The organism is Undibacterium sp., from assembly GCF_030683615.1.
GTDB classification, from domain to species: Bacteria; Pseudomonadota; Gammaproteobacteria; order Burkholderiales; family Burkholderiaceae_D; genus Undibacterium; species Undibacterium umbellatum.
Genome location: NZ_JAUXQE010000022.1, coordinates 226,139 through 246,677, shown reverse-complemented (window position 1 = coordinate 246,677; position 20,539 = coordinate 226,139). Strand labels below are relative to the sequence as shown.

19 protein-coding genes are annotated in these 20,539 nt (G+C 51.4%); 9 read left to right on the top strand and 10 right to left on the bottom strand.

Features of this window, described 5'->3' with window-relative positions; translation table 11 throughout:
* Positions 1-86: 86 nt before the first annotated feature.
* The 4 genes from Q8K39_RS12640 to Q8K39_RS12625 form a co-directional block, all read right to left on the bottom strand.
* A complete protein-coding gene (locus Q8K39_RS12640; RefSeq protein WP_305260650.1) occupies positions 87-884 on the bottom strand; it encodes a LytTR family DNA-binding domain-containing protein in 798 nt (265 codons plus the stop codon).
* A gap of 45 nt (positions 885-929) precedes the next feature.
* A complete protein-coding gene (locus tag Q8K39_RS12635) occupies positions 930-1,814 on the bottom strand; it encodes a sensor histidine kinase (RefSeq protein WP_186955721.1) in 885 nt (294 codons plus the stop codon).
* Positions 1,815-1,851: 37 nt separating this feature from the next.
* Positions 1,852-2,106 (bottom strand): hypothetical protein, encoded by a 255-nt coding sequence (locus tag Q8K39_RS12630; protein WP_305260648.1) that lies wholly within the window; start codon positions 2,104-2,106, stop codon positions 1,852-1,854.
* Positions 2,107-2,377: 271 nt separating this feature from the next.
* Positions 2,378-3,013 carry an ATP phosphoribosyltransferase regulatory subunit gene (locus tag Q8K39_RS12625; protein ID WP_305260647.1) on the bottom strand — a complete coding sequence of 212 codons (636 nt, stop codon included), beginning with the start codon at positions 3,011-3,013 and terminating at the stop codon, positions 2,378-2,380.
* Positions 3,014-3,682: 669 nt separating this feature from the next.
* On the opposite strand from Q8K39_RS12625, the gene Q8K39_RS12620 reads away from it, so the two are divergent.
* Both Q8K39_RS12620 and Q8K39_RS12615 read left to right on the top strand, forming a co-directional pair.
* On the top strand, positions 3,683-5,929 hold the full coding sequence (locus tag Q8K39_RS12620) for a M9 family metallopeptidase (RefSeq protein WP_305260645.1): 2,247 nt from the start codon (positions 3,683-3,685) through the stop codon (positions 5,927-5,929).
* Positions 5,930-6,094: 165 nt separating this feature from the next.
* Positions 6,095-6,469 carry a VOC family protein gene (locus Q8K39_RS12615; protein ID WP_305260643.1) on the top strand — a complete coding sequence of 125 codons (375 nt, stop codon included), beginning with the start codon at positions 6,095-6,097 and terminating at the stop codon, positions 6,467-6,469.
* 12 nt (positions 6,470-6,481) lie between these two features.
* Here the strand turns inward: Q8K39_RS12615 and pyk are convergent, their stop codons facing one another.
* The 5 genes from pyk to gcl all read right to left on the bottom strand — a co-directional run bounded on the left by pyk (position 6,482) and on the right by gcl (position 13,078).
* Positions 6,482-7,906 carry a pyruvate kinase gene (gene pyk / locus Q8K39_RS12610; RefSeq protein ID WP_305260642.1) on the bottom strand — a complete coding sequence of 475 codons (1,425 nt, stop codon included), beginning with the start codon at positions 7,904-7,906 and terminating at the stop codon, positions 6,482-6,484.
* Positions 7,907-7,990: 84 nt separating this feature from the next.
* Positions 7,991-9,259, bottom strand: coding sequence for a glycerate kinase (locus Q8K39_RS12605; RefSeq protein ID WP_305260640.1), 1,269 nt, complete (start codon positions 9,257-9,259; stop codon positions 7,991-7,993).
* 244 nt (positions 9,260-9,503) lie between these two features.
* Complete coding sequence (gene glxR / locus Q8K39_RS12600) at positions 9,504-10,391, bottom strand: 2-hydroxy-3-oxopropionate reductase (RefSeq protein WP_305260638.1); 888 nt, start codon at positions 10,389-10,391, stop codon at positions 9,504-9,506.
* A gap of 21 nt (positions 10,392-10,412) precedes the next feature.
* Positions 10,413-11,192: a hydroxypyruvate isomerase gene (gene hyi / locus Q8K39_RS12595; protein WP_305260637.1), complete on the bottom strand. Its 780-nt coding sequence runs from the start codon at positions 11,190-11,192 to the stop codon at positions 10,413-10,415.
* Between the two features lie 110 nt (positions 11,193-11,302).
* Positions 11,303-13,078, bottom strand: coding sequence for a glyoxylate carboligase (gene gcl, locus Q8K39_RS12590; RefSeq protein WP_305260635.1), 1,776 nt, complete (start codon positions 13,076-13,078; stop codon positions 11,303-11,305).
* Between the two features lie 213 nt (positions 13,079-13,291).
* Between gcl and Q8K39_RS12585 the strand changes: the two genes are divergently transcribed.
* The 4 genes from Q8K39_RS12585 (at position 13,292) to Q8K39_RS12570 (ending at position 17,623) form a co-directional block, all read left to right on the top strand.
* Positions 13,292-14,200, top strand: a complete 909-nt coding sequence (locus tag Q8K39_RS12585) for a LysR family transcriptional regulator (protein ID WP_305260632.1) — start codon at positions 13,292-13,294, stop codon at positions 14,198-14,200.
* Positions 14,201-14,395: 195 nt separating this feature from the next.
* Positions 14,396-15,703, top strand: a complete 1,308-nt coding sequence (locus Q8K39_RS12580) for an NCS2 family permease (protein WP_186955830.1) — start codon at positions 14,396-14,398, stop codon at positions 15,701-15,703.
* 158 nt (positions 15,704-15,861) lie between these two features.
* The gene (locus Q8K39_RS12575) at positions 15,862-16,125 is read left to right on the top strand and encodes a hypothetical protein (protein ID WP_186955732.1); all 264 of its coding nucleotides are present in this window, start codon (positions 15,862-15,864) and stop codon (positions 16,123-16,125) included.
* Positions 16,126-16,213: 88 nt separating this feature from the next.
* Positions 16,214-17,623 (top strand): hypothetical protein, encoded by a 1,410-nt coding sequence (locus tag Q8K39_RS12570; RefSeq protein WP_305260630.1) that lies wholly within the window; start codon positions 16,214-16,216, stop codon positions 17,621-17,623.
* Here the strand turns inward: Q8K39_RS12570 and Q8K39_RS12565 are convergent.
* Positions 17,620-18,543, bottom strand: coding sequence for a LysR family transcriptional regulator (locus Q8K39_RS12565; RefSeq protein WP_305260628.1), 924 nt, complete (start codon positions 18,541-18,543; stop codon positions 17,620-17,622). The genes Q8K39_RS12570 and Q8K39_RS12565 overlap by 4 nt on opposite strands.
* Before the next feature lie 141 nt (positions 18,544-18,684).
* Between Q8K39_RS12565 and Q8K39_RS12560 the strand changes: the two genes are divergently transcribed.
* The 3 genes from Q8K39_RS12560 to Q8K39_RS12550 all read left to right on the top strand — a co-directional run bounded on the left by Q8K39_RS12560 (position 18,685) and on the right by Q8K39_RS12550 (position 20,528).
* Positions 18,685-19,200 carry a flavodoxin family protein gene (locus tag Q8K39_RS12560; RefSeq protein ID WP_186955735.1) on the top strand — a complete coding sequence of 172 codons (516 nt, stop codon included), beginning with the start codon at positions 18,685-18,687 and terminating at the stop codon, positions 19,198-19,200.
* On the top strand, positions 19,190-19,993 hold the full coding sequence (locus tag Q8K39_RS12555; protein ID WP_305260627.1) for an arylamine N-acetyltransferase: 804 nt from the start codon (positions 19,190-19,192) through the stop codon (positions 19,991-19,993). The genes Q8K39_RS12560 and Q8K39_RS12555 overlap by 11 nt, the downstream gene beginning before the upstream one ends.
* Before the next feature lie 283 nt (positions 19,994-20,276).
* Positions 20,277-20,528 carry a hypothetical protein gene (locus tag Q8K39_RS12550; protein ID WP_305260625.1) on the top strand — a complete coding sequence of 84 codons (252 nt, stop codon included), beginning with the start codon at positions 20,277-20,279 and terminating at the stop codon, positions 20,526-20,528.
* The last annotated feature ends 11 nt before the right edge of the window (positions 20,529-20,539 follow it).

Genomic DNA, 20,539 nt, shown 5'->3' with positions numbered 1-20,539 from the left:
AGGGTGCATGATTATAAACCGCCTCGCTGTTCTTTAACTGGGTAGGCCATGCCTTGCCTGCGCGTGAAGGTGGGCAAAGGGCAGAACTACATTTGCTGAAAAAGATGGGTGTGATTGCGGCTGACTTCCAGTTTCTCTGCATGGCCTTTCAAGCCTATCAACTGACGGCCACGGAAATCGCGGGTGACTTCAGCAATGGCAGAGACGCGCACCAGGGTGGAGCGGTGTATGCGCCAGAACTCTTTGGGATCGAGTTCGTCTTCCAGCTCTTTCAGTGATTTTCGTATCAGGTATTCAGCCTGCTCAGTCTGCACCAGGGTATATTTTTCGTCGGAGCGGAAAAACAAAACTTCCTTGGTGCTGACCATGCGCAGGCTGGTGCCTACGCTGGCCTGTATCCAGCGCAGGTATTCACGTTTCTGGCTTTGCTGCTGCATTAATTGCGTCAGCATTTGTTCGACCTGCTTTGCCTGGTCGCTGGCGGTATTGGTGGCGGCTGGCGCTGTTTTTTCTTGCTGGCGCTGTTGTAATCGCTCTTGCAGGCGCTGGCATGTGCCAGCCAGCCTGTCGGCTTCTACTGGCTTCAACAGATAATCCATGGCACCGCGCTCGAATGCCTGTATCGCGTATTCATCGTAGGCAGTGACAAATACTACCAGTGCCTGTTTCGCCAAAATGCTGGCAGCTTCTATGCCGTTCTTGCCGGGCATGCGTATGTCGAGGAAGATGATGTCGGGACGCAGCTCTTCAGCCTGCTCTATCGCGACGATGCCATTAGCCGCTTCCGCAATAATGGACAAATCTGGCCATACTTGTTGCAAGCGTGCGCGTAACTGGTCGCGCATGGGGCTTTCATCATCGACTATCATTGCAGTGGCGGACATGCTCTTATCTGGTGTTGGATTGTGGAATGAGTAAGAATAATGTTCTTACTGCTTTGTGTCTACAGGCACGAGTATGCCGACGATAGCGCCACCAGTTTGCGGTGCTTCAATGACGAGTTGCGCCTTGCCTGAATACAGGACTTTCAGGCGTTCACGTATATTCGTCAGGCCCATGCCATCGTCGGCATGCAGGTCAAAGCCCATGCCATTGTCGTTGACCTCTACCAGCAATTGACCGTCTACTTTCTTGGCCGTGATGCTGATGTGGCCGCCTGTAGTCTTGGGTTCCAGCCCATGTTTGATGGAATTTTCGACCAGAGTTTGTATCATCATCGAAGGGAAGGGCAAAAATTCCAGTTCAGATGGCAAGTCTATATCGTAAGTCAGTCTTTCCTGCATGCGAGCCTGCATGATGTTCAGGTAGGCGCGGCACATGTCCATTTGCTGGCCCAGTTTGCCATTACCTTTGTCGCGCATTTGCGGCATGGCAGAGCGCAGGTATTTGATCAGGTGCTGGTGCACTACCGTGGCCTGTGCCGGATTGGTTTCTATTAACTGGCCGATCAGCGCCAGGGTATTGAACAGGAAATGTGGTTCTATCTGCGCCTGCAAGGCGGCCATTTCTGCTTCCAGCACTCTTCTTTCCAGCGCTTCGACATCGGCACGGGTCGCAGCGGCAGTGGCGGCGATTTCTGCACGGCGCTTGCCGCCTGCCAGGCTTTTGATGATGATTGAGGCAAATACCAGCATGGGCATCAGGCCACCCAGACCAAGTGCGCCTCCTATGATCATTGCCACCAGCGAGATGCCCAGTAAGGATGACCAGGGAACCACAGCCAGCCAATCAAAGAACTTCCACCAGACTACGGTCACGGTGTCGGTGACATCCATGATGAAGTTCAGTACCTTGTTATCGTCGCGATGCTTCATACTAGTTTTCCGTTCGCTGCTTAAATGTCAAAGCGGCTTATTCAGTTTGTGGGCTTGTTTCAGTCTTGTCTTTGTCGGCAAACAATTTGACGATGATAGCGCCAAACACTGCGCCATTCGCCAATGCTGAGAGATGCAGAATGCCACCAGCGATCAAAGTCAGGACAGAAGTCAGCAATAGTTTTTTCCATGAAGCCTGCATTACCCAGGTAAAGGCATGGCGGCCTACATATTGGAATGCATCAGCCAGGTTTTTTACAAAGGCAAGGATAGGGTTGTTTGTGTTGTTCATGTTATCGCTCCTGTTAGTTTCTGTTTCAACGGTGACCAAAGTAGTGTTTTCAGTTTGAGAACTCATTTTCTTCTCCTGTTTGCTGGATGACTCACTGCATCCATGTAGGCAGAATAGCAGGCACTCTTATAAGGCAATAGTCTGCTGCGACTAACAGTAACTTGATCAGGTTTAACGGTAGTTTTTCAGGATGAATGGGAGACCAGGCAAGTCCTGGCCTGAAGAAGCTCGCTGCGCAAGTGGCAAACAAGCTTTTTTCCAAAAGAAGGTTTTATTTTTTACATAACATCAGTCTGTCAAAACCCAGGCCAAAACCTATTCCCTGCTGATAACTGCCGCCACCGACTACCTGCTTTTGCGCACCCAGGGCAGGGACAGAGATTTCAAAACCCGCCTCTGTGTAGTAGTCCAGGCCGCGTTTGACAGCGGTGGCAACTTCATAGGCATTCGTTTTTAAAGCGACCATTTGTGTTGCCATGGACAGCAGTTCTTCCCGACAGGAAGGGCTATCAGGATTGATGATTTCCACCCCAAACTGGTAGAACTCCCGGTAGCGTCCTTCCTGCGGTTTTTCATAACGCCAGCAGCGTTCGAAATACCAGAGCTTTTGATTTCTTTTTTGTTTGAAGTGCTTGTCAGCGAGCAGTTGCACAGTGGCCGTAGCTTCGGGGCGCAGGCACAGTGATCTGCCTTTTTTGTCAGGGAAGACATACATCTGTGACAGCACTTCAGTACCTGCCTTGTTGACATAAATATTCGCTGGTTCCAGCGATGGCAGCATGATCTCGTTAAAGCCATACGCTTCGGCGATACCGATCAGGGCATTCAGTAGGCGACGCCTCTCTTTAACTTCGTCACCAACCAGGATGCGGACGCCGCGGCACTGCTCATCTATTCTTAATTCCATACTTGACTCCATCATTGCATTGCAACATAGCTGCTGTCTGCCGACAGCAGAAATAAGAAAGCCCTCTGTGCAGGCTGAGAGGGCTTTCTTAGTGATGGGGCTTAACATTCATCCAAGCAATAGCTCTCCCAGCCAGCGATGTGACTGATGTGAAGTTGCGTGCAGAAAAGATATGGCGAAAGTAGTCATGGCTTGATCATAAATTCGCTGGCTGTTTCTGTCAATCAAGAACATCAAAATACAGAAATGTGATTTCTTGATGAATTTAAGGATTTTTTTGTTACGTATTTTTACAACTTTTCAAAACTTTATTCTTTCCGCTTTGGATTTTTAAACTTAAAATTCCGCCCTGCTTAATAAACACCCAATTTTCTGGTTTTGTGAAATTTGGTCTAGATATTTATAAAATATATTACTAATATATTTCCACCAGATGACATTTGCATTTGGTAAAAACAATGTCCGGCGATGTTTTTAATAGGTTCGTTCAGGCATTGATACAAGGAAGCAGCGGCATGCAGATGCATGTCTGCTGCTTTCACACATAGGGAGTTGGTAAATACCTGCTTCAAGAAATTCAGGCGGCGCCAGTCTACAAACTGACGAATGAAAAAGCCTGAAGGGGGCGGTATTGCTTATAACTCTTCAACAATCAGGGAGACGTAATTCATGTTATATCCAAACAAAATCGCAAGCGTGGCCGGACTATTGGCCCTCAGCTTGACAGGCTTTATGCAAGTTGTTCAAGCTGCAGAAACAGAAGAGCATACGCGCTTGAAGCAAGCACCGATGCCGCATCAAAGGCAAAGTTTGCCGCCGACAGCAGAACAAAAGAAATTCAATCTGCCGCCGACAAATGCACCACGCCTGGATTTGGGCATAGTCAACAAGCAGAAAAATCTGATGGCACCACCACCATCGGCTGATTGCAAAAACATGTCGACCCTGGCTGGCTACAGCGGCGATGCACTGGCAACTTACATCGTTAATCTGCCCAGCTATGAATGCCATTACGGCTTGTTCTCATTGAATGCAACTGAAGCGGCAAAGGTTTATTCCCTCGCTAATTTCACAGCTGTGGTTAACCGCTTTGCACAAGAAGCGGCCAACTACAATGCGACCAATATGAATCTGGTCAATCTGATCATTTACTTGCGCGCCGGTTATTATCTGGCTGGCGGCAATACCATCCCGGCACCGGCTGCCAGCTTGCTGACCAGCATGCGCGGCCCTATCAAACAACTGGTCGATGGTAATCAACTGTTCAAGATCAATACCGCAGGACCAAGCACGGCAGCAGAGACCCTGAAGCTGGTAACCAATCTGCATGATGAAGCCTACTATTTGTCGAGTGTAAAAAATATCATCACGCGCTATACAAACACGCCTTCCAATCCAGCAGCGAGTGATGCCTTGAAATCAGATACTGTGGCGGATGGCTTTACAGCTGCGCTGACGGTGCTTTTCTACGGCCATTCAAGGCCAGATGCATTGCCATTGTTGCGCAATGATTTGTCGTATGCGACTACATTGAACAATTTTATCGTCAACAACAAGGCAGCCTTACTGGGCACACCACGGGAATATCAACTCAGCGACACCGAGAATGAAGCCTTCCGCTTCATGCAATATCCTAACCAGTTGGCTACGGTCAAACCCATGGTCAAGTACCAGCTCAGTCATTCCACCATGACAGGTGCAGATGCCATGATGTGGTTGAATGCAGCCTCTGCAGTCAAATACTATGACAATGCCAATTGCGCAGAATACGGTACTTGCAATTACGAGACCACACTGGCCAATACCATACTGAAAAACAACTACACTTGCAGCCCCAGCTTGAAGATTCGTGCTCAGGACATGACAACGGCGCAGATGCAGGATTCTTGTGCCATGCTGGCGGCAGAAGAAACATATTTCCACACCATGGTGCAAAGTAAGCGTCAGCCAGTAGCTGCTGACAATAATTCGGCACTGGAAGTGGTGGTCTTTGATGACTATACCAACTATGGCAAGTATGCATCGCTGCTGTACGGTATCGACACCAATAATGGTGGCATGTATCTGGAAGGTGACCCTAGTGTTGCAGGTAACCAGGCGCGCTTTGTTGCGCACGAAGCTTCCTGGCTGCGTCCAGCTTTCCATGTCTGGAATTTGCAGCATGAATACGTCCATTACCTTGATGGCCGTTACGACATGAAAGGCGATTTTGGTGACGGTACAGTCAAACCTACAGTCTGGTGGATAGAAGGTATTGCCGAATATCTGTCCCTGAAAAACAATAACCAGAAAGCCATAGACGCAACCAGATCAGGTACAGCATACAAGCTCAGCCAGATTTTTGGCAACACTTATTCCATGCCTGATTATGTGGCACGTGCCTATAACTGGGGCTACATGGCAACCCGCTTCATGATGGAAAAACATCGCAGTGATGTCGATGTCGTCCTCGCCAAGTTCCGTGCTGGTGATTATGATGGTTACCAAGCTTATATGAACAATATAGGCACACGCTACGACAATGAGTTTGCAAGCTGGCTTACTACGGTGACTACTGCAGGTGAACCACCACTGCCAGTTGATAACAGCTTGCCTGATTGTCCAGCCGGTAGCTACCTGGGTAAAAACTGCGTGAAACGCGGTTATGCATCCAGCACACAAACCTACGCCTACATCATGGTGCCAGCCGGTGCGAAAAACCTCAAACTGACCACTAGCGGTGGTACTGGTGATGTGGATATGTATGTATCCGTGGACAAGTATCCAAGCACAGGTATCTATGACTATGCTTCCGTCAAGAGCGGTAATGATGAGAGCGTCACGATCAGCAATCCTACTGCCAACCGCTGGTACTACATCGTACTCAGCGCAAGACAGAGTTTTGCTGGTGTGAATGTGTCGGCAACGTATGACTGATAAAGACAAACTGGCTGCTTGCTAAGCGCAAACCAGTCTGTATAAGAAAAATGTAACAAGCTGTTGGGGCAGGCATGCAAATGCCTGCCCCTTTTTTATGCAATAAACTCGCTAAAGCTGTTTTTTTGATATTCTGTACATCCATGCAAATGAACGGAGCTCAATATGCATAAAAGTAGATTGGCATGTTTTGTGATTGATTGCCAGGTGGATGATATCAAGTCAGGAGCCAATTTCTGGGCTGCAGCCTTAGCTTACCCAGCCGGAGATGCGGATGACAAATACGTCGTCCTTGAGGCAACACCTACTGGCCCGAAAATGCTCTTGCAAAAGGTTGAACATCCCAGCCGCATACATCTCGACATAGAAACCGACAATAAGGAAGCTGAGGTCCAGCGTCTGGAAAAACTAGGTGCCAAAGTCGTCAAGACCATGGAACGCTGGGTCGTCATGGAAGCACCGACGGGACACCGGTTTTGCGTCGTCAATCCCCAGCGACCAGATTTTCATACTGCCAGCGATATTAATGTCTGGGAGTGATGGGGCTATCTGCTAATGCTGCGGCCAGATTTCTGCTATCCGCAACAGATTGGTAGAACCTGGCTGGCCAAACGGCACGCCAGCAGTAATTGCTATCTGTTCGCCGACTTGCGCTAACCCCTGCTGCCAGGCGGTACGGCAGGCGGTGGCAACCAGTATGTCTTCGTTGGGTACGACATCACTGACGCTGGAGTGCACTCCCCAGACCAGTGCCAGTCGGCGGGCGGTATTCATCTTTGGGGTGATGCTGAGTATAGTTGCCATGGGCCTTTCACGTGCAGCACGCAGGCTGGTATGGCCGGAGGTGGTATAGGTGACCGTAGCAACTGCACCGACGATTTGCGTAACTGAACGCAAGGCGGCGCAGATGGCATCGCCCTTATTATTCTGCGGTGCTTCATGCTGGGCGGCGATCATGTTTTTATACAGGGGGTCACGCTCTACCTCGCAAATGATGCGGTCCATGATCTCAACTGCAGCAACCGGGTAGGCACCACTGGCAGATTCTGCCGACAGCATGACCGCGTCTGCCCCATCATAAATTGCACTGGCTACGTCAGATGCTTCAGCACGGGTAGGCACTGGGGCAGCTATCATGGATTCCAGCATCTGGGTAGCAATGACTATCGGTTTGCCATGGCTGCGGCAGACGCGCAATATGCGTTTTTGCACGCCAGGTACACGTTCTGGTGGCAGTTCCACACCCAGGTCACCACGCGCCACCATGATGGCGTCGGAAGCGGCGACGATTTCTTCCAGCCTGTCGAGTGCCGCCGGTTTTTCCAGCTTGGCCAGCACACCCGCACGACCTGCTACCAGGGCTTTGGCTTCTGCCACGTCTTCTGGTCTTTGCACAAAGGACAGGGCTATCCAGTCTGCGCCCATATCCAGCGCAAATGCCAGATCGCGTTTATCTTTTTCAGTCAGTGCAGGTATGGGCAAGACGGCATCTGGCACATTCACGCCTTTGCGGTCCGACAGTGCGCCGCCATTGATGACGCGGGTGCGTATGCTGTGCGCATTACTGTCTATGACTTGCAGGCGCAGCTTGCCATCGTCGAGCAATAATGATTGCCCGGCGGTGATGACGGCAAACAATTCAGGATGTGGCAGGCAGACCCGGTTTGCATCGCCAGGTGTGGTGTCGCTGTCGAGTATGAATTCCTGCCCGGCTGTCAGTATCACCCGACCTGCGCTGAACTGGCCTACCCGCAATTTGGGGCCTTGCAAGTCAGCCAGGATGGCAATGGGACGACCCATTTCTGCCTCGATCTCACGCACGATATTGCAGCGCAATTGATGGTCGGCATGGTTGCCGTGGCTGAAGTTGAAACGGAAGACATCGGCACCGGCTTCAAACAGCGCCTTTATCATTTCCTTGCTACTGCTGGCAGGGCCCAGGGTGGCGACAATTTTAGCTTTGCGACTGCGATGCATAGTATGCTTTCATTTGTTATAGGCGGCAGCCATCATGGCGCGATGCGCCGTGTTCTTGCTGCCTTTGAATATTTGGATTGAGTCTTACAAGATCAGGATAGCCCTGAAGTCGTTGACATTAGTGCGTGTAGGGCCGCTGACGACGAGGTCATCGAGTGCGCTAAAAAATCCGTAGCCATCATTGTTTTCCAGCAGGCTGCGGGCGCGTATTTGTTTGTCTGCGGCGCGACTTACTGAGTCTGGCGCATACAGTGCCCCGGCATTATCTTCCGAGCCATCTATGCCATCAGTATCGCAGGCGATGGCGTGAATATCTGCATGGCCGTCGAGTGCGACCGCCAGGCTCAGCAAGAATTCTGCATTGCGGCCGCCACGTCCTGTGCCACGCACGGTGACTGTGGTTTCACCGCCAGAAATCAGTACGCAGGGTCTTGCGAATGGCTGGCCATGTCTGGCCACCTGCTTTGCCAGCGCTGCATGTACCAGGGCGACATCGCGTGCTTCGCCCTCTATACCATCCGACAAGATATAGGGTGTAATGCCTGCTGCACGTGCGGTGGCTGCTGCGGCTTCCAGTGCCTCCTGTGCAGTGGCGATGACATGATGGCTGTGGCCTTCAAAACGCGCATCATCCGGTTTGGGTGTTTCACCTTTACCGCTTTCCAGATGCTGCAAAATTTCTGCTGGAATAGCGATATCGTATTTGCGCAAGACTGCCAGAGCCTCTGCACAAGTCGTGGCATCAGGCAAGGTAGGACCACTGGCAATGATGCCGGGTTCATCACCGGGTACATCGGATATCAGCAAAGTCACTACCCGTGCCGGGGCGCAGGCCAGTGCCAGGCGGCCACCCTTGATGGCCGACAAATGCTTGCGCACGCAATTCATTTCAGAGATCGCTGCACCGCTTTTCAGCAAGGCCTTGTTGATGGCCTGTTTTTGTTCGAGGCTGATGCCATCTGCCGGCAGGGCCAGCAAGGCAGAGCCACCGCCAGAGATCAGGCAGAGTACCAGGTCATCCTTGCTCAGTCCTTGCACCATGTCCAGTATGCGAGCGGCAGCCTGCTTGCCTGCTTCGTCCGGCACAGGGTGGGCGGCTTCCACCACTTCTATCTTGCGGCAGTCTGCACCGTGGCCGTAACGTGTGACCACCAGGCCCGAGAGTTCACCCTGCCAGTGGTCTTCCACCACCTTGGCCATGGCTGCTGCACCTTTACCGGCACCAATGACCAGGGTGCGGCCTGTTGTCGGAGGCGGTGGCAGGAACTCGGGCAGGCATTTCTCTGCGCTGACGGCGGCAACGGCGCTGGTGTAGAGGTCGAGCAAGAACTGGCGTGGGGCTAGGGAGGTCATGTCAGGGCTTTCGTGAAAATGGGCGATGCGTGCTTACTCGATACGCCTTGTAGGTTGTGCTACGGTTTACCAGCCCAACACTGGGCCTTTGATTAACTCGTACGTCATTGAACCGCCAAGTGTTGGGCTGATGAAGCGTAGCCCAACCTACGAAATCAGGTTTTTAAAAATCTAGTATGCCTTCAAACAGCTCATCGCCGGGTGAATTTTTTTTTGTGCATCCACTTTTGAAGGCTAACAACGATCAAGCTTCGGCAATCTCATGATTCGACATGATCTCTATCGCCCGGCACAGGGCCGAGTGATCGAGACCGCGCATGCCGTTGGCAGAACAGGCATTCATCAATTCCTGCACCATTGCTGTATTCGGCAAAGAAACACCCAAAGCTTTTGCCCCTTGCAAAGCCAGGTTCAAGTCCTTTTGGTGCAGCTCTATCCTGAAGCCGGGGTTGAAGGTACGTTTCACCATGCGTTCGCCATGCACTTCCAGTATGCGGGATGCCGCAAAACCGCCCATGAGTGCCTGCCTGACCCTGGCTGGATCAGCACCAGCCTTCGATGCAAACAACAGGGCCTCAGCCACTGCCTGTATATTCAGCGCAACGATGATCTGGTTGGCGACCTTGGTGGTCTGGCCATCGCCATTGCCACCGACCAGGGTGATGTTCTTGCCCATCAGCTCGAACAGGGGTTTGACCTTGTCGAAAGCAGTTTCCGGGCCGCCGACCATGATGGTCAGGCTGGCTGCCTTGGCACCGACTTCACCACCGGACACCGGTGCATCCAGGTATTCGCATTTCAGGGCATTGATTTTCTTGGCAAATTCCTTGGTAGCGATGGGCGATATAGAACTCATGTCCACCACGATCTTGCCAGCCTCGAGGCCAGCAGCAACGCCATTCTCGCCAAACAGCGCAGTTTCCACATGCGGCGTATCCGGCACCATGATGAAGATAATGTCAGCACGCTTGGCAACTTCTTCACCCGATGTACAGACCGTGGCACCGCGCTCTATCAATTCAAACGGCGGGTTCTTTATGTCGTGCAAATACAGCTTATGCCCACCCGTTTGCAAATGCCCAGCCATAGGTGCGCCCATGATGCCCAAACCTATAAATCCAATTTTAGCCATGATTTTTCCTTAAATTTTATATTAGAGTTCGTGCGATTTAATCCAGCCAAGCCCGGCCACAGTACCGTTCTGCGGCTTGTATTCGCAGCCCACCCAGCCCTGGTAGCCCATGTCGGCCAGTGCGGCGAAGATGCTGCGGTAATTGATTTCACCTGTGCCGGGTTCAAAGCGCCCCGGGTTGTCGGCCAGTTGTATGTGCCTGATCATCGCCAGATTGTTCTTGATGGTATTGATCAGTTCACCTTCCATGCGTTGCATGTGATAAATGTCGTATTGCACGAAGATATTGTCTGAACCGGTGGCGCGTATCAGGTCCAGCGCCTGTTGTGTGCTGGATAAAAAGAAGCCGGGTATATCGTAGGTATTGATGGCTTCGATGAGTAGGCTGATATTCGCAGCCTTCAGTTTGTCAGCCGCATAACGCAGGTTGCTGACCAGGGTTTGTTCTGATTCTTGTGCACGGACATTCGACTGGCGTATGCCGACCAGGCAATTCAGTTGCGTGACCTTCAGTGCCGTGGCATAGGCAATGGCAACCTCTACACCCTGGCGGAATTCTTCCGCACGATCAGGGTGACAGGCAATGCCACGTTCACCGGCTTCCCAGTTACCTGCAGGCAGATTGTGCAGCACCAGTTGCAGATTGTTTTCTTGCAGTTTTTCTGCGATCTGTTTCACTTCGAATGCATAGGGGAACAGAAATTCCACAGCCTTGAAACCTGCCTGCGCAGCAGCGGCAAAGCGGTCGAGAAATGCATGTTCGGTAAACAACATGCTGAGATTGGCGGCCAGTCTGGTCATCGCATATCCTTGTAGATGGGTGGCCGTAAGCCTCCCGCAGCCAGGCCACGGGAGCTCACGGGGCACCGGACGGGGAGGCCCGGTACCTGAAAGTTTTGCATCAGTTTTAATTAGTCGAGCAGGGCGATCGCAGTAGGTGCATGAGCATCTTCCGTCGCCAGTTCTTCAAATTCATTGATATTGCTGATCTCGGTACCCATGGCGATATTCGTGACGCGTTCCAGAATAATTTCGACGACGACAGGTACACGGAACTCTTGCATCCAGCCCTGGGCCTGGGCAAAGGCGTCAGCAATGGCACTAGGCTCCGTCACGCGTATGGCCTTGCAGCCCAGGCCTTCGACGACGGCAACATGGTCTACTCCGTAACCATTCAGTTCTGGCGCATTGATGTTTTCAAACGCCAGTTGCACGCAATAATCCATGTCAAAGCCACGCTGCGACTGGCGTATCAAACCCAGGTAAGAATTGTTGACGACCACGTGCAGGTAAGGCAGCTTGAATTGCGCTCCGACGGCCAGTTCTTCTATCATGAACTGGAAGTCATAATCGCCAGAGATAGCAACCACCTGACGTTGCGGGTCTGCGGCGCAAACGCCCAGTGCCGCTGGTATGGTCCAGCCCAAAGGGCCAGCCTGGCCGCAGTTGATCCAGTGACGCGGGTAATACACATGCAGGAATTGCGCAGCGGCGATTTGCGACAGGCCTATGGTGCTGACATAGCAGGTTTCGCGACCAAAGGCCTTGTTCATTTCTTCATACACGCGTTGCGGCTTCACTGGCACATTATCAAAATGGGTACGGCGCAACATGCTGCGTTTGCGTTGCTGGCAATCGACTACCCAGGCAGAGCGGTCCTTGAGTTTGCCTGCGGCTTTCCATTCTTTGGCAACTTCGATGAAAAGTTTTAATGCTGCACCAGCATCAGAGACGATGCCAAAATCAGGGCCAAACACACGGCCAATTTGCGTGGGTTCTATGTCGATGTGGACAAATTTTCTGTCCTTGGTAAACACATCAATGGAACCAGTGTGACGATTCGCCCAGCGATTACCTATGCCCAGCGCAAAGTCAGATGCCAGCATGGTGGCATTGCCATAACGGTGGCTGGTTTGCAAACCGACCATACCTACCATCAAAGGATGATCATCTGCTATTGCACCCCAGGCCATCAGGGTAGGTATGACAGGCACGCCAGTCAGCTCGGCAAATTCTACCAGCAAGGCTGAGGCATTGGCATTGACAATGCCGCCACCAGCGGTGATAAGCGGGCGCTCTGCTTCATTAAGCATGGTGAGCGCCTTTTCTATCTGGGCGCGGGTAGCCTTGGGTTTATACACTTCCAGCGGCTGATAAGTGTCCGGGTCAAATTCTATCTCGGCCATCTGCACATCAAATGGCAAGTCAATCAATACCGGGCCAGGGCGGCCAGAGCGCATGATGTGAAAAGCTTGCTGGAATACCATGGGCACGAGAGCAGGTTCACGCACCGTTACCGCCCACTTGGTGACAGGCTTGGCAATGGATTCTATATCGACTGCCTGGAAGTCTTCCTTGTACAACCTTGCCCTGGGTGCCTGGCCAGTAATACAGAGTATGGGTATGGAATCTGCCTGGGCAGAATACAGGCCGGTAATCATGTCCGTACCCGCCGGACCGGATGTGCCTATACAGACGCCGATGTTGCCAGCCTGAGCGCGGGTATAGCCTTCAGCCATGTGGGAAGCTCCCTCAACATGGCGCGCCAGTATGTGTTTGATCGTGCCTTGCTTCTTGAGCGCCGCATAAAACGGGTTGATCGCCGCACCTGGCACCCCAAACGCCTGATGCACGCCTTCTTTTTCCAACACATAAGCCGCCGCTTGCGCAGCCGTCATCTTTGCCATTTTGCTCTCCAGTTTTGCTATTAGTCGTGTGTATGCAGATGTTGAAACACATGCTAAAGGCAAAACCTCAGCGTGATAAGACGACAAATTCTCGCTTTATTCGATACTTCAAGTATGGAATAATAGAACCATCTCAAGATTTCTCTGTGCCCCCTCTGTGCCTCGGTGTCTCTGTGGTGAGAGGTTTTCATGCCAAATTCACATGGATAAACCATGGACAAACTCACCCAAATCGAAGCCTTCGTTGATGTCGTTGAAAAAGGAAGTCTGGCCCGCGCTGCCCTGGGCCAGAATATCACCCCGGTCATGCTGGGCCGCCGCATCGATGCGCTGGAAAAACGCCTGGGCGTGAAGCTCATGCACCGTAGCACCCGTCATCTGACGCTGACAGAGCAGGGTACGGTTTATCTCGATCATTGCCGCAAGTTACTGGCCGACCTGGGTTATGCCGATCAACTGGTATCCGAGGGACGGCACAAGGCTACCGGTCATCTCATCGTATCAGCCCCCGCCGCCTTCGGGCGCAAGCATGTGGCACCGCATGCACCGCAATTCGTCAGGGCCAATCCAGCCGTGCAGATTTCCTTCAACCTGACAGACAGGGTGGTCGATCTGGTGCGCGAGGGTTATGACCTGGGCATACGCATAGGTGGCAATATCGATCCCAATTTTGTTGCCGTAAAACTGTCCAGCAACCGCCGCGTAGTTTGTGGTACTCCAGCCTATTTTGAGCGACATGGCATACCGCGCACGCTGGAAGACCTGGCACAGCACAATTGCCTGGCCTTCAATTTGCAGGGTGGGCAACAGCGTGGCTGGTATTTCCAGCAAAACGGCAAGCCAGTGACCATCAAGGTGGCTGGAAATCTGGATTGCAATGATGGCGAATTGCTACACCGCTGGGCCTGTGAAGACCTGGGCCTGGCCTGGCGCTCTTCATGGGAGATACAGGCGCAACTGATCTCTGGCGAACTGATTACCGTGCTGGATGACTATGCCTTGCCGCAGTACGACATCGTCGCTGTGTACCCGCAACAACGGCATTTGCCGGTGAAGACGCGCTTCTTTATCGATGCCCTGAAAGCCATCTATGCGCAGCCAGACTACTGGCTGAAAAACTGACGGATGTGGCTACACATATTCAAATTCAAATAGCATCTATAGAAATTCCTTAGCCTTGATATGGAAATAATTGAGCTATCGTCTTTTCACAAACTAAAAAAATTGGATTATCCATAATTAAGGAGACAAAACGTGTTAACTTCCGAGCAAATTCCGGCTGCAAAAGATGCCCCCAGGCCCGTCAGTGCCAACCCTATGCAGCTTTCCTTTCTCGACCGGTTTTTTAAACTGAAAGAAAACAATACCGATGTACGCACAGAATTACTGGCAGGTCTGACGACTTTCCTGACCATGGCGTATATCATTTTCGTCAACCCGTCGATATTGGGTGATGCTGGCATGCCCAAGGATGCTGTCTTTGTAGCGACCTGCCTGGCCGCTTCGATAGGCACCATGATCATGGGCCTGTATGCAAACTACCCCATGGCGCTGGCACCAGGCATGGGCCTGAATGCCTACTTCACCTATGCAGTCGTCAAGGGCATGGGCGTCCCCTGGGAAGCAGCACTGGGTGCGGTCTTCATCTCTGGCTGCCTGTTTATCGCCGTCAGTATTTTCAAGCTGCGCGAGATGATCGTCAATGGCATCCCCCAATCTATACGCACGGCCATCACAGTTGGCATAGGTCTTTTTCTCGGTTTGATCTCACTGAAAAATGCCGGTATCGTGGTTGCCAATCCTGCCACCATGGTGGGCATAGGTGATATGCACAAGGCGCCACCTATCCTGGCAGCACTGGGTTTTTTCCTGATCGTTACTCTGGACAGATACAAGGTACGTGGATCCATCCTCATCGGTATTTTGACAGTAACGGTGTTGAGTTTTTTCTTTGGAGGGAATACTTTTAATGGCGTGGTATCCATGCCACCCTCTCTTGATCCTACTCTGTTCAAGCTCGACATCATGGGTGCATTGTCAGTAGGTATTTTGAACGTAGTGCTGGTGTTTTTCCTGGTTGAATTGTTTGATGCGACAGGCACCTTGATGGGCGTTGCCAACCGTGCGGGTTTGCTGGTGAATGGCAAGATGGAACGCCTGAACCGCGCCTTGTTGGCTGACAGCACAGCCATCGTTGCAGGTTCATTCCTGGGCACTTCCAGTACCACAGCGTATATCGAAAGTGCTGCTGGCGTACAAGCTGGTGGCCGCACAGGCTTGACCGCAGTGGCGGTGGGACTGTTGTTCCTGGCCTGCCTGTTCATTGCGCCTCTGGCTGGGGTGGTGCCTGCCTATGCAACAGCACCAGCGCTGTTTTATGTTGCCTGCCTGATGCTGCGCGAACTGGTAGAGATAGACTGGAGCGATACTTCTGAAAGCATACCAGCAGGTATCACCGCCCTGTTCATGCCTTTCACTTATTCGATCGCACATGGTGTGGCCTTTGGTTTCATTTCTTATGCGGCATTGAAACTGTTCACTGGTCGTGCCAAAGAAGTGAAAGTAATCGTCTGGGCAATCGCCGCAGTTTTCCTGTTCAAGTTTATTTATCTGGGTGCTGGCTGAGTTGAAGCCTCGTCAATGCAAAGAGCTGCATGAGTGATCATGCAGCTCTTTTAACGTTTACATACTTAAGTATTGTTGCGCGCTGATTTGTGCTTGCACTGATTAGTGCATCTGAAATATGTGTCAAACTTCTTTATGATCAATAACTTTGATAATTTATGTGGCTAATTATCATATCTGCATCAGCACTCATGGGTTTTGCAGTTGCCCGTTTCTACCGCGGTAATTTTCCTGCTGTGCTTGCCGCTTTCTTGCCATGGACGAGTTTACTGGCATGGCTATTGTTTTCTGAATATGTATTACCAGTTCAAAGTGGCGGTGCATCCATGTGGCCAGTTGCGCAATTATTCGGTGGCAGTGTGGCAGCCCTTACTGGCTGGACGACTTTCCGGATTTTCAGGAAAAAATCCTGGCCAGACTAGCTCAGCACATGCTGGCGCCTGGCGTAAAAATTACCTTGTTTGATAATTGTTAGGTTACAGTAGCTGTCATTACCAGCCTGATTTCCCCATGAAAAAATTGCCCTCACCGTTGAACCTGGCTGCACTATTTACTGCCACATTTATTTGCTATTCTCCGGCTGCTCAAGCTGATAGCTCAGCACGCTGGGTCCACGGTTCCTGGGTGAATGTCAGAGCCAAACCGGAAGCCAATGCAGCGGTGCTGACGCATCTGGTGGTGAACACACCTGTGCAGTTGGATGCCGCTGCTTCCAGTGGCAAATATTGCGCCATCAGTTGGGGACAGGGGCAGCAAGGTTTTATCGCCTGCAATTTATTGGGTGACAAGGCTTTGCGATTGGAAGATTTTGTTGATAGTCGTAAACGGACTAGCGAAAGCAGCAATTATTTTCCGGCCCGTACTTTCTGGATGGCCCCCAGCTTAAGTCGTTTGCAAGATGCTGGTTTGTATTTTCAGGAAACCATGCTTAGTCCCAAACAAAAGGCTTTGGAAGCGGCAGATAATAAATCTGATGGGGACAAGCGGCCAGCGATCAAGCGCTTTCCCATACCTGAATTCGAAGCGATGAAGCAGTTGATGATGGCTGGTGTCATTGAACCTGCATCCGCCTATGATAAGCCTCCCGCCTTGTGGGATGATATTCTCAAGCTGGCAAAAGCTGAGGAATTGCCCAGCAAAAAAGTGACGGAAGCTAGCAGTCACTTGAATGACTCCCTGTTTTATCCTGGTGTGCTGGTCATGTTGCGGCAACTGAATTTGCCCGCAGCGGCTCCCTCCTATTTCAGGTCTTTGCCTGATCTCGGCAGGCCCTCGGCCATTCCTGAAGAGCTATCCAGGCAGTATCAAATTCCCTACGCGATCAAACCGCTTGGTGGGCCTTACTGGAATGAATATGAACCTGCAGGTATTGGTGTCATTGGCTGGTGGGATCTGGGCAAGCTTGATGTTTTTCTGCAAAAGCCCGTCATGAAACATAGTCTCATGTTGAGTGGCCGCTTCACATCCAGCAATTCGAATTTGAAATACAGTCTGGGCACGGATAACTGCAAAGAGGGGTTTCGTTTTGTCGGCCTGGATGTGCAAACCGAACCTGTTAAGAGCCTGGCGCAGAGAAGGCTGGCGCCTAAAGCGAGAGATGAAGCAGTCTTTCATTTTTATACTTCTGGTGAATTGCCTGCATTGAATGGCGCGGCGCAGGTGACTACGCAAGCACCATACAAATTGCAATACGATACCAAGGCAAAGTCGAATACCTTCGAACATTTTTCGCAGGCAAGCATGACCAGCATAGACCTGGATAAGGATGGCGTCGCTGATTTTGCCATAGCTGAAGCCTGGCACCGTAATGCCGGGCTTGATAGTGCCGTTGATCAGCCCGCTTACAGGGTGATCTTTGTCAATGCAGCCGGTCGCTGGTATATATTTGATATTGATCGATATAGCATCTGCGGTTGCTAAAACCGTTGTTGCTGCAAGCCCTCAGCCAAAAAATCAAACACTGTCCTGATACGTTTGCTGGACTTGAGTTCTCTGTGGGTGGTCAGCCATACAGGTAGAGATGGTAATTCTTGCTCGACCAGGATTTGTTCCAGGTCAGGACTTCGCTCTGCAAGCCAGCGCATGGTAATGCCTACACCCAGACCTTGCTGCAAGGCTTGCCAGTTGACCAGGTAGTTATCGCAACGGAAATCAAAAAAGCTGCGGTCTATCTGTAAGCCTGCTGCACGAAAGCCGCTAATAAACTGTTCGGACTGATCCAGACCCAGCCAGCGAAATCTTTGCATCATTGCCAGCGAAGTGACCTGCTCATGTTCTGGCCAGCTGGGCAATTCCGCCAGATAATCTCTATGCGCATAGATGGCTATGGGCCAGTCGGTCAGATGGCGGGCGATCAGGGCAGACTGGGCTGGCCTGACCATGCGTATGGCGATGTCGGCCTCGCGCTCCAGCAAATTACTGATCTGGTTGCTGGCGACCAGTTCTATCTGGATTTCAGGATGCAGTTGCGCCAACTGGCGCAGCAGGGCTGGCAATACAAAGGCTGAAACCATTTCACTGGCGGTGATCCTGACAGTGCCGTGCATATCATGATTTTGCGTGGCTGCAGCCATACCGAGCGAGCGCGCCGCTGCCATCATGTAGCGCGCAGGTTCAACCAGGTTTTCACCCGTGGGTGTCAGCTTCAGGCCGCGGGCTACTCTTTCAAACAAGGCTGCCCCTAAACTGCTTTCCAGTTCGGCAATCTGGCGCGACAGGGTGGGCTGGCTCAGGCCCATGGCCTCTGCCGCACGGGTCAGTGAACCATGTTCGACCACGGCGACGAAACTGCGTATCAGGTTCCAATCGGTCTGGGAGGGGTCGAATGCGAGCTTGGACATGTTTTTCCAGTGGGTAAAGTAAGACACATTTCATTTCCGTAGATACCAAGCATTGTAATCGGCACAAGGCCATGCTGACCTGATCTGCAAGAAATGCCGTAGCGGAGTATATTCAGGTTTTCTAACTTGCTCATTGTATCCATGTCTGAACTCAGCACCGTCATCATTGTTGGCAGTTCGAGAAGCAAAGGCAATACCTCTGAACTAGCACTTGCTGTTGCCAGCAAACTCCAGGCCAGCGTCATCGACCTGAATCAATACCAGATCGCCCCCTTTGATTATGAATTCAAGAATCGGGACGATGACTTCCTGGCGTTGATGAAGCAGGTACTCAGCTTTGACCGCATCATACTGGCTACCCCCATGTATTGGTATGCCCCCAGCGCCATCATGAAGACTTTCATGGACAGAATTTCTGACTTGCTGAAGGTCGAGAAAGACCTGGGGCGGCAATTGCGTACCAAGAAGGCGGCGTTGTTGGGCACGGGTTCAGATGCCATACCTGCCACCTGTTTTGAGCAAGTGTTCCAGCTTACTTTTGATTATCTCGGCATGGCCTATCAGGGCATGCTGTATACAAGTTGTGAGGATGAATTTATCCATGGCGAGCATCTGCTTGCCATAGAGCGGTTTACGGAGGTCTTGAATGCTGAATGAAACGCAAATCGATGCCTATCTGCACAGACTGGAATACAGTGGTCCACGCGCGGTGGATCTGGCGACACTTACCGCTTTGCATCAGGCACATCTGCAGCAGATTGCTTTTGAAAACCTCGATATCAGTCTGGGCACGAAACTGGATCTGTCGACGGATGCCTTGCTGGATAAATTACTGCGGCAGGGCCGTGGCGGTTTTTGCTATGAGCTGAACCAGGCTTTTGCGCTCTTGCTGGAAGCACTGGGATTTACCGTCAGCCGCTTGTCGGCGCGCGTACATAATGGCAAGGACTTTGGGCCGGACTTTGACCATATGTTGTTGCTGGTAGATGTGGATGGAAAAGACTATCTGGCCGATGTGGGTTTTGGTGATTGCTTCCGTAGCCCTCTGCAATTAGGAGGAGATGGTGTGCATGAATTTGGTCTGCATTATTATCTGCTTGCAGATGGTGAGCAGCATTATGTGCTCATGCAGGGCAAGGATGGTGGTACAGGGCATGCGCAATATCGATTCAGTTTGCAAGCTCATGCGATAGAAGATTTTTTTGAAATGTGTGAGTATCAGCAGACGTCGCCTTTATCGCATTTTACGCAGAAGTCGATTTGTTCTATCGCGACTGTCGCGGGGCGTGTCAGTATGTCGAATAACAAGTGCATAGTCACTGATAGATACGGGCGGCATGTGCATACTATACATGGTGAAGGTGAATACAGGGCCTTGTTGCTGAAGTATTTTGGAATGCGCTTGGCGGGGGATGTGGATGTTGGCAAGCTATTTTTGAGGCATGTTTAGGACGTAACATTCTTCAAACTTTTACAGACTCATTAACGTCATTCCTGCGAGCTTTTGGCTGGACTCTAGTGGTGTTCGTGGCAAACTATCGAGTGACTTAGTTTCAGACTTATTGTGTTTTATGCGTCTGTGCAATTAAATACCTAAACACGTAATTTAAGATTGCCGGCCGGTGGTAGACCGGCGGCTACACACCATTTTGCTTCGCCAAAAAGGTGCGCCAAAAAGGCGACCCAGGCGTCGCTGCCCCCTAAAGGGGGTCCCCTTTGCTGCAAGTCAAAAAATGGGAAAGTCCGAAAACTCGCTTCCCTTGCAGGGCGCACAATCGCTTGCAAGCGATTGCCGTTACGCTGGCGGGCAGCATGCTGCCCAAAACCCCTGCTACACCTCAAACATCGACCTTTCTTTTTCCATTTTCTGCCTTGCAGCAAAGGCATCGACACATGGGAACTGCGGGAAGTCAAAATCAAAGCAACCCCAAAGTCAAAAACAACCCAAGCACGATGTCAGCGCGACCGGTGTTTTCATTTTTTAACGTAGCGTCTA

What these genes read in the sequence shown, in the direction of transcription:
- Q8K39_RS12640 (WP_305260650.1), bottom strand. Translation starts at nt 884, where the DNA reads ATGTCCGCCACTGCAATGATAGTCGATGATGAAAGCCCCATGCGCGAC.
- Q8K39_RS12635 (WP_186955721.1), bottom strand. Translation starts at nt 1,814, where the DNA reads ATGAAGCATCGCGACGATAACAAGGTACTGAACTTCATCATGGATGTC.
- Q8K39_RS12630 (WP_305260648.1), bottom strand. Translation starts at nt 2,106, where the DNA reads ATGAACAACACAAACAACCCTATCCTTGCCTTTGTAAAAAACCTGGCT.
- Q8K39_RS12625 (WP_305260647.1), bottom strand. Translation starts at nt 3,013, where the DNA reads ATGGAATTAAGAATAGATGAGCAGTGCCGCGGCGTCCGCATCCTGGTT.
- Q8K39_RS12620 (WP_305260645.1), top strand. Translation starts at nt 3,683, where the DNA reads ATGTTATATCCAAACAAAATCGCAAGCGTGGCCGGACTATTGGCCCTC.
- Q8K39_RS12615 (WP_305260643.1), top strand. Translation starts at nt 6,095, where the DNA reads ATGCATAAAAGTAGATTGGCATGTTTTGTGATTGATTGCCAGGTGGAT.
- pyk (WP_305260642.1), bottom strand. Translation starts at nt 7,906, where the DNA reads ATGCATCGCAGTCGCAAAGCTAAAATTGTCGCCACCCTGGGCCCTGCC.
- Q8K39_RS12605 (WP_305260640.1), bottom strand. Translation starts at nt 9,259, where the DNA reads ATGACCTCCCTAGCCCCACGCCAGTTCTTGCTCGACCTCTACACCAGC.
- glxR (WP_305260638.1), bottom strand. Translation starts at nt 10,391, where the DNA reads ATGGCTAAAATTGGATTTATAGGTTTGGGCATCATGGGCGCACCTATG.
- hyi (WP_305260637.1), bottom strand. Translation starts at nt 11,192, where the DNA reads ATGACCAGACTGGCCGCCAATCTCAGCATGTTGTTTACCGAACATGCA.
- gcl (WP_305260635.1), bottom strand. Translation starts at nt 13,078, where the DNA reads ATGGCAAAGATGACGGCTGCGCAAGCGGCGGCTTATGTGTTGGAAAAA.
- Q8K39_RS12585 (WP_305260632.1), top strand. Translation starts at nt 13,292, where the DNA reads ATGGACAAACTCACCCAAATCGAAGCCTTCGTTGATGTCGTTGAAAAA.
- Q8K39_RS12580 (WP_186955830.1), top strand. Translation starts at nt 14,396, where the DNA reads ATGCAGCTTTCCTTTCTCGACCGGTTTTTTAAACTGAAAGAAAACAAT.
- Q8K39_RS12575 (WP_186955732.1), top strand. Translation starts at nt 15,862, where the DNA reads ATGTGGCTAATTATCATATCTGCATCAGCACTCATGGGTTTTGCAGTT.
- Q8K39_RS12570 (WP_305260630.1), top strand. Translation starts at nt 16,214, where the DNA reads ATGAAAAAATTGCCCTCACCGTTGAACCTGGCTGCACTATTTACTGCC.
- Q8K39_RS12565 (WP_305260628.1), bottom strand. Translation starts at nt 18,543, where the DNA reads ATGTCCAAGCTCGCATTCGACCCCTCCCAGACCGATTGGAACCTGATA.
- Q8K39_RS12560 (WP_186955735.1), top strand. Translation starts at nt 18,685, where the DNA reads ATGTCTGAACTCAGCACCGTCATCATTGTTGGCAGTTCGAGAAGCAAA.
- Q8K39_RS12555 (WP_305260627.1), top strand. Translation starts at nt 19,190, where the DNA reads ATGCTGAATGAAACGCAAATCGATGCCTATCTGCACAGACTGGAATAC.
- Q8K39_RS12550 (WP_305260625.1), top strand. Translation starts at nt 20,277, where the DNA reads ATGGGAAAGTCCGAAAACTCGCTTCCCTTGCAGGGCGCACAATCGCTT.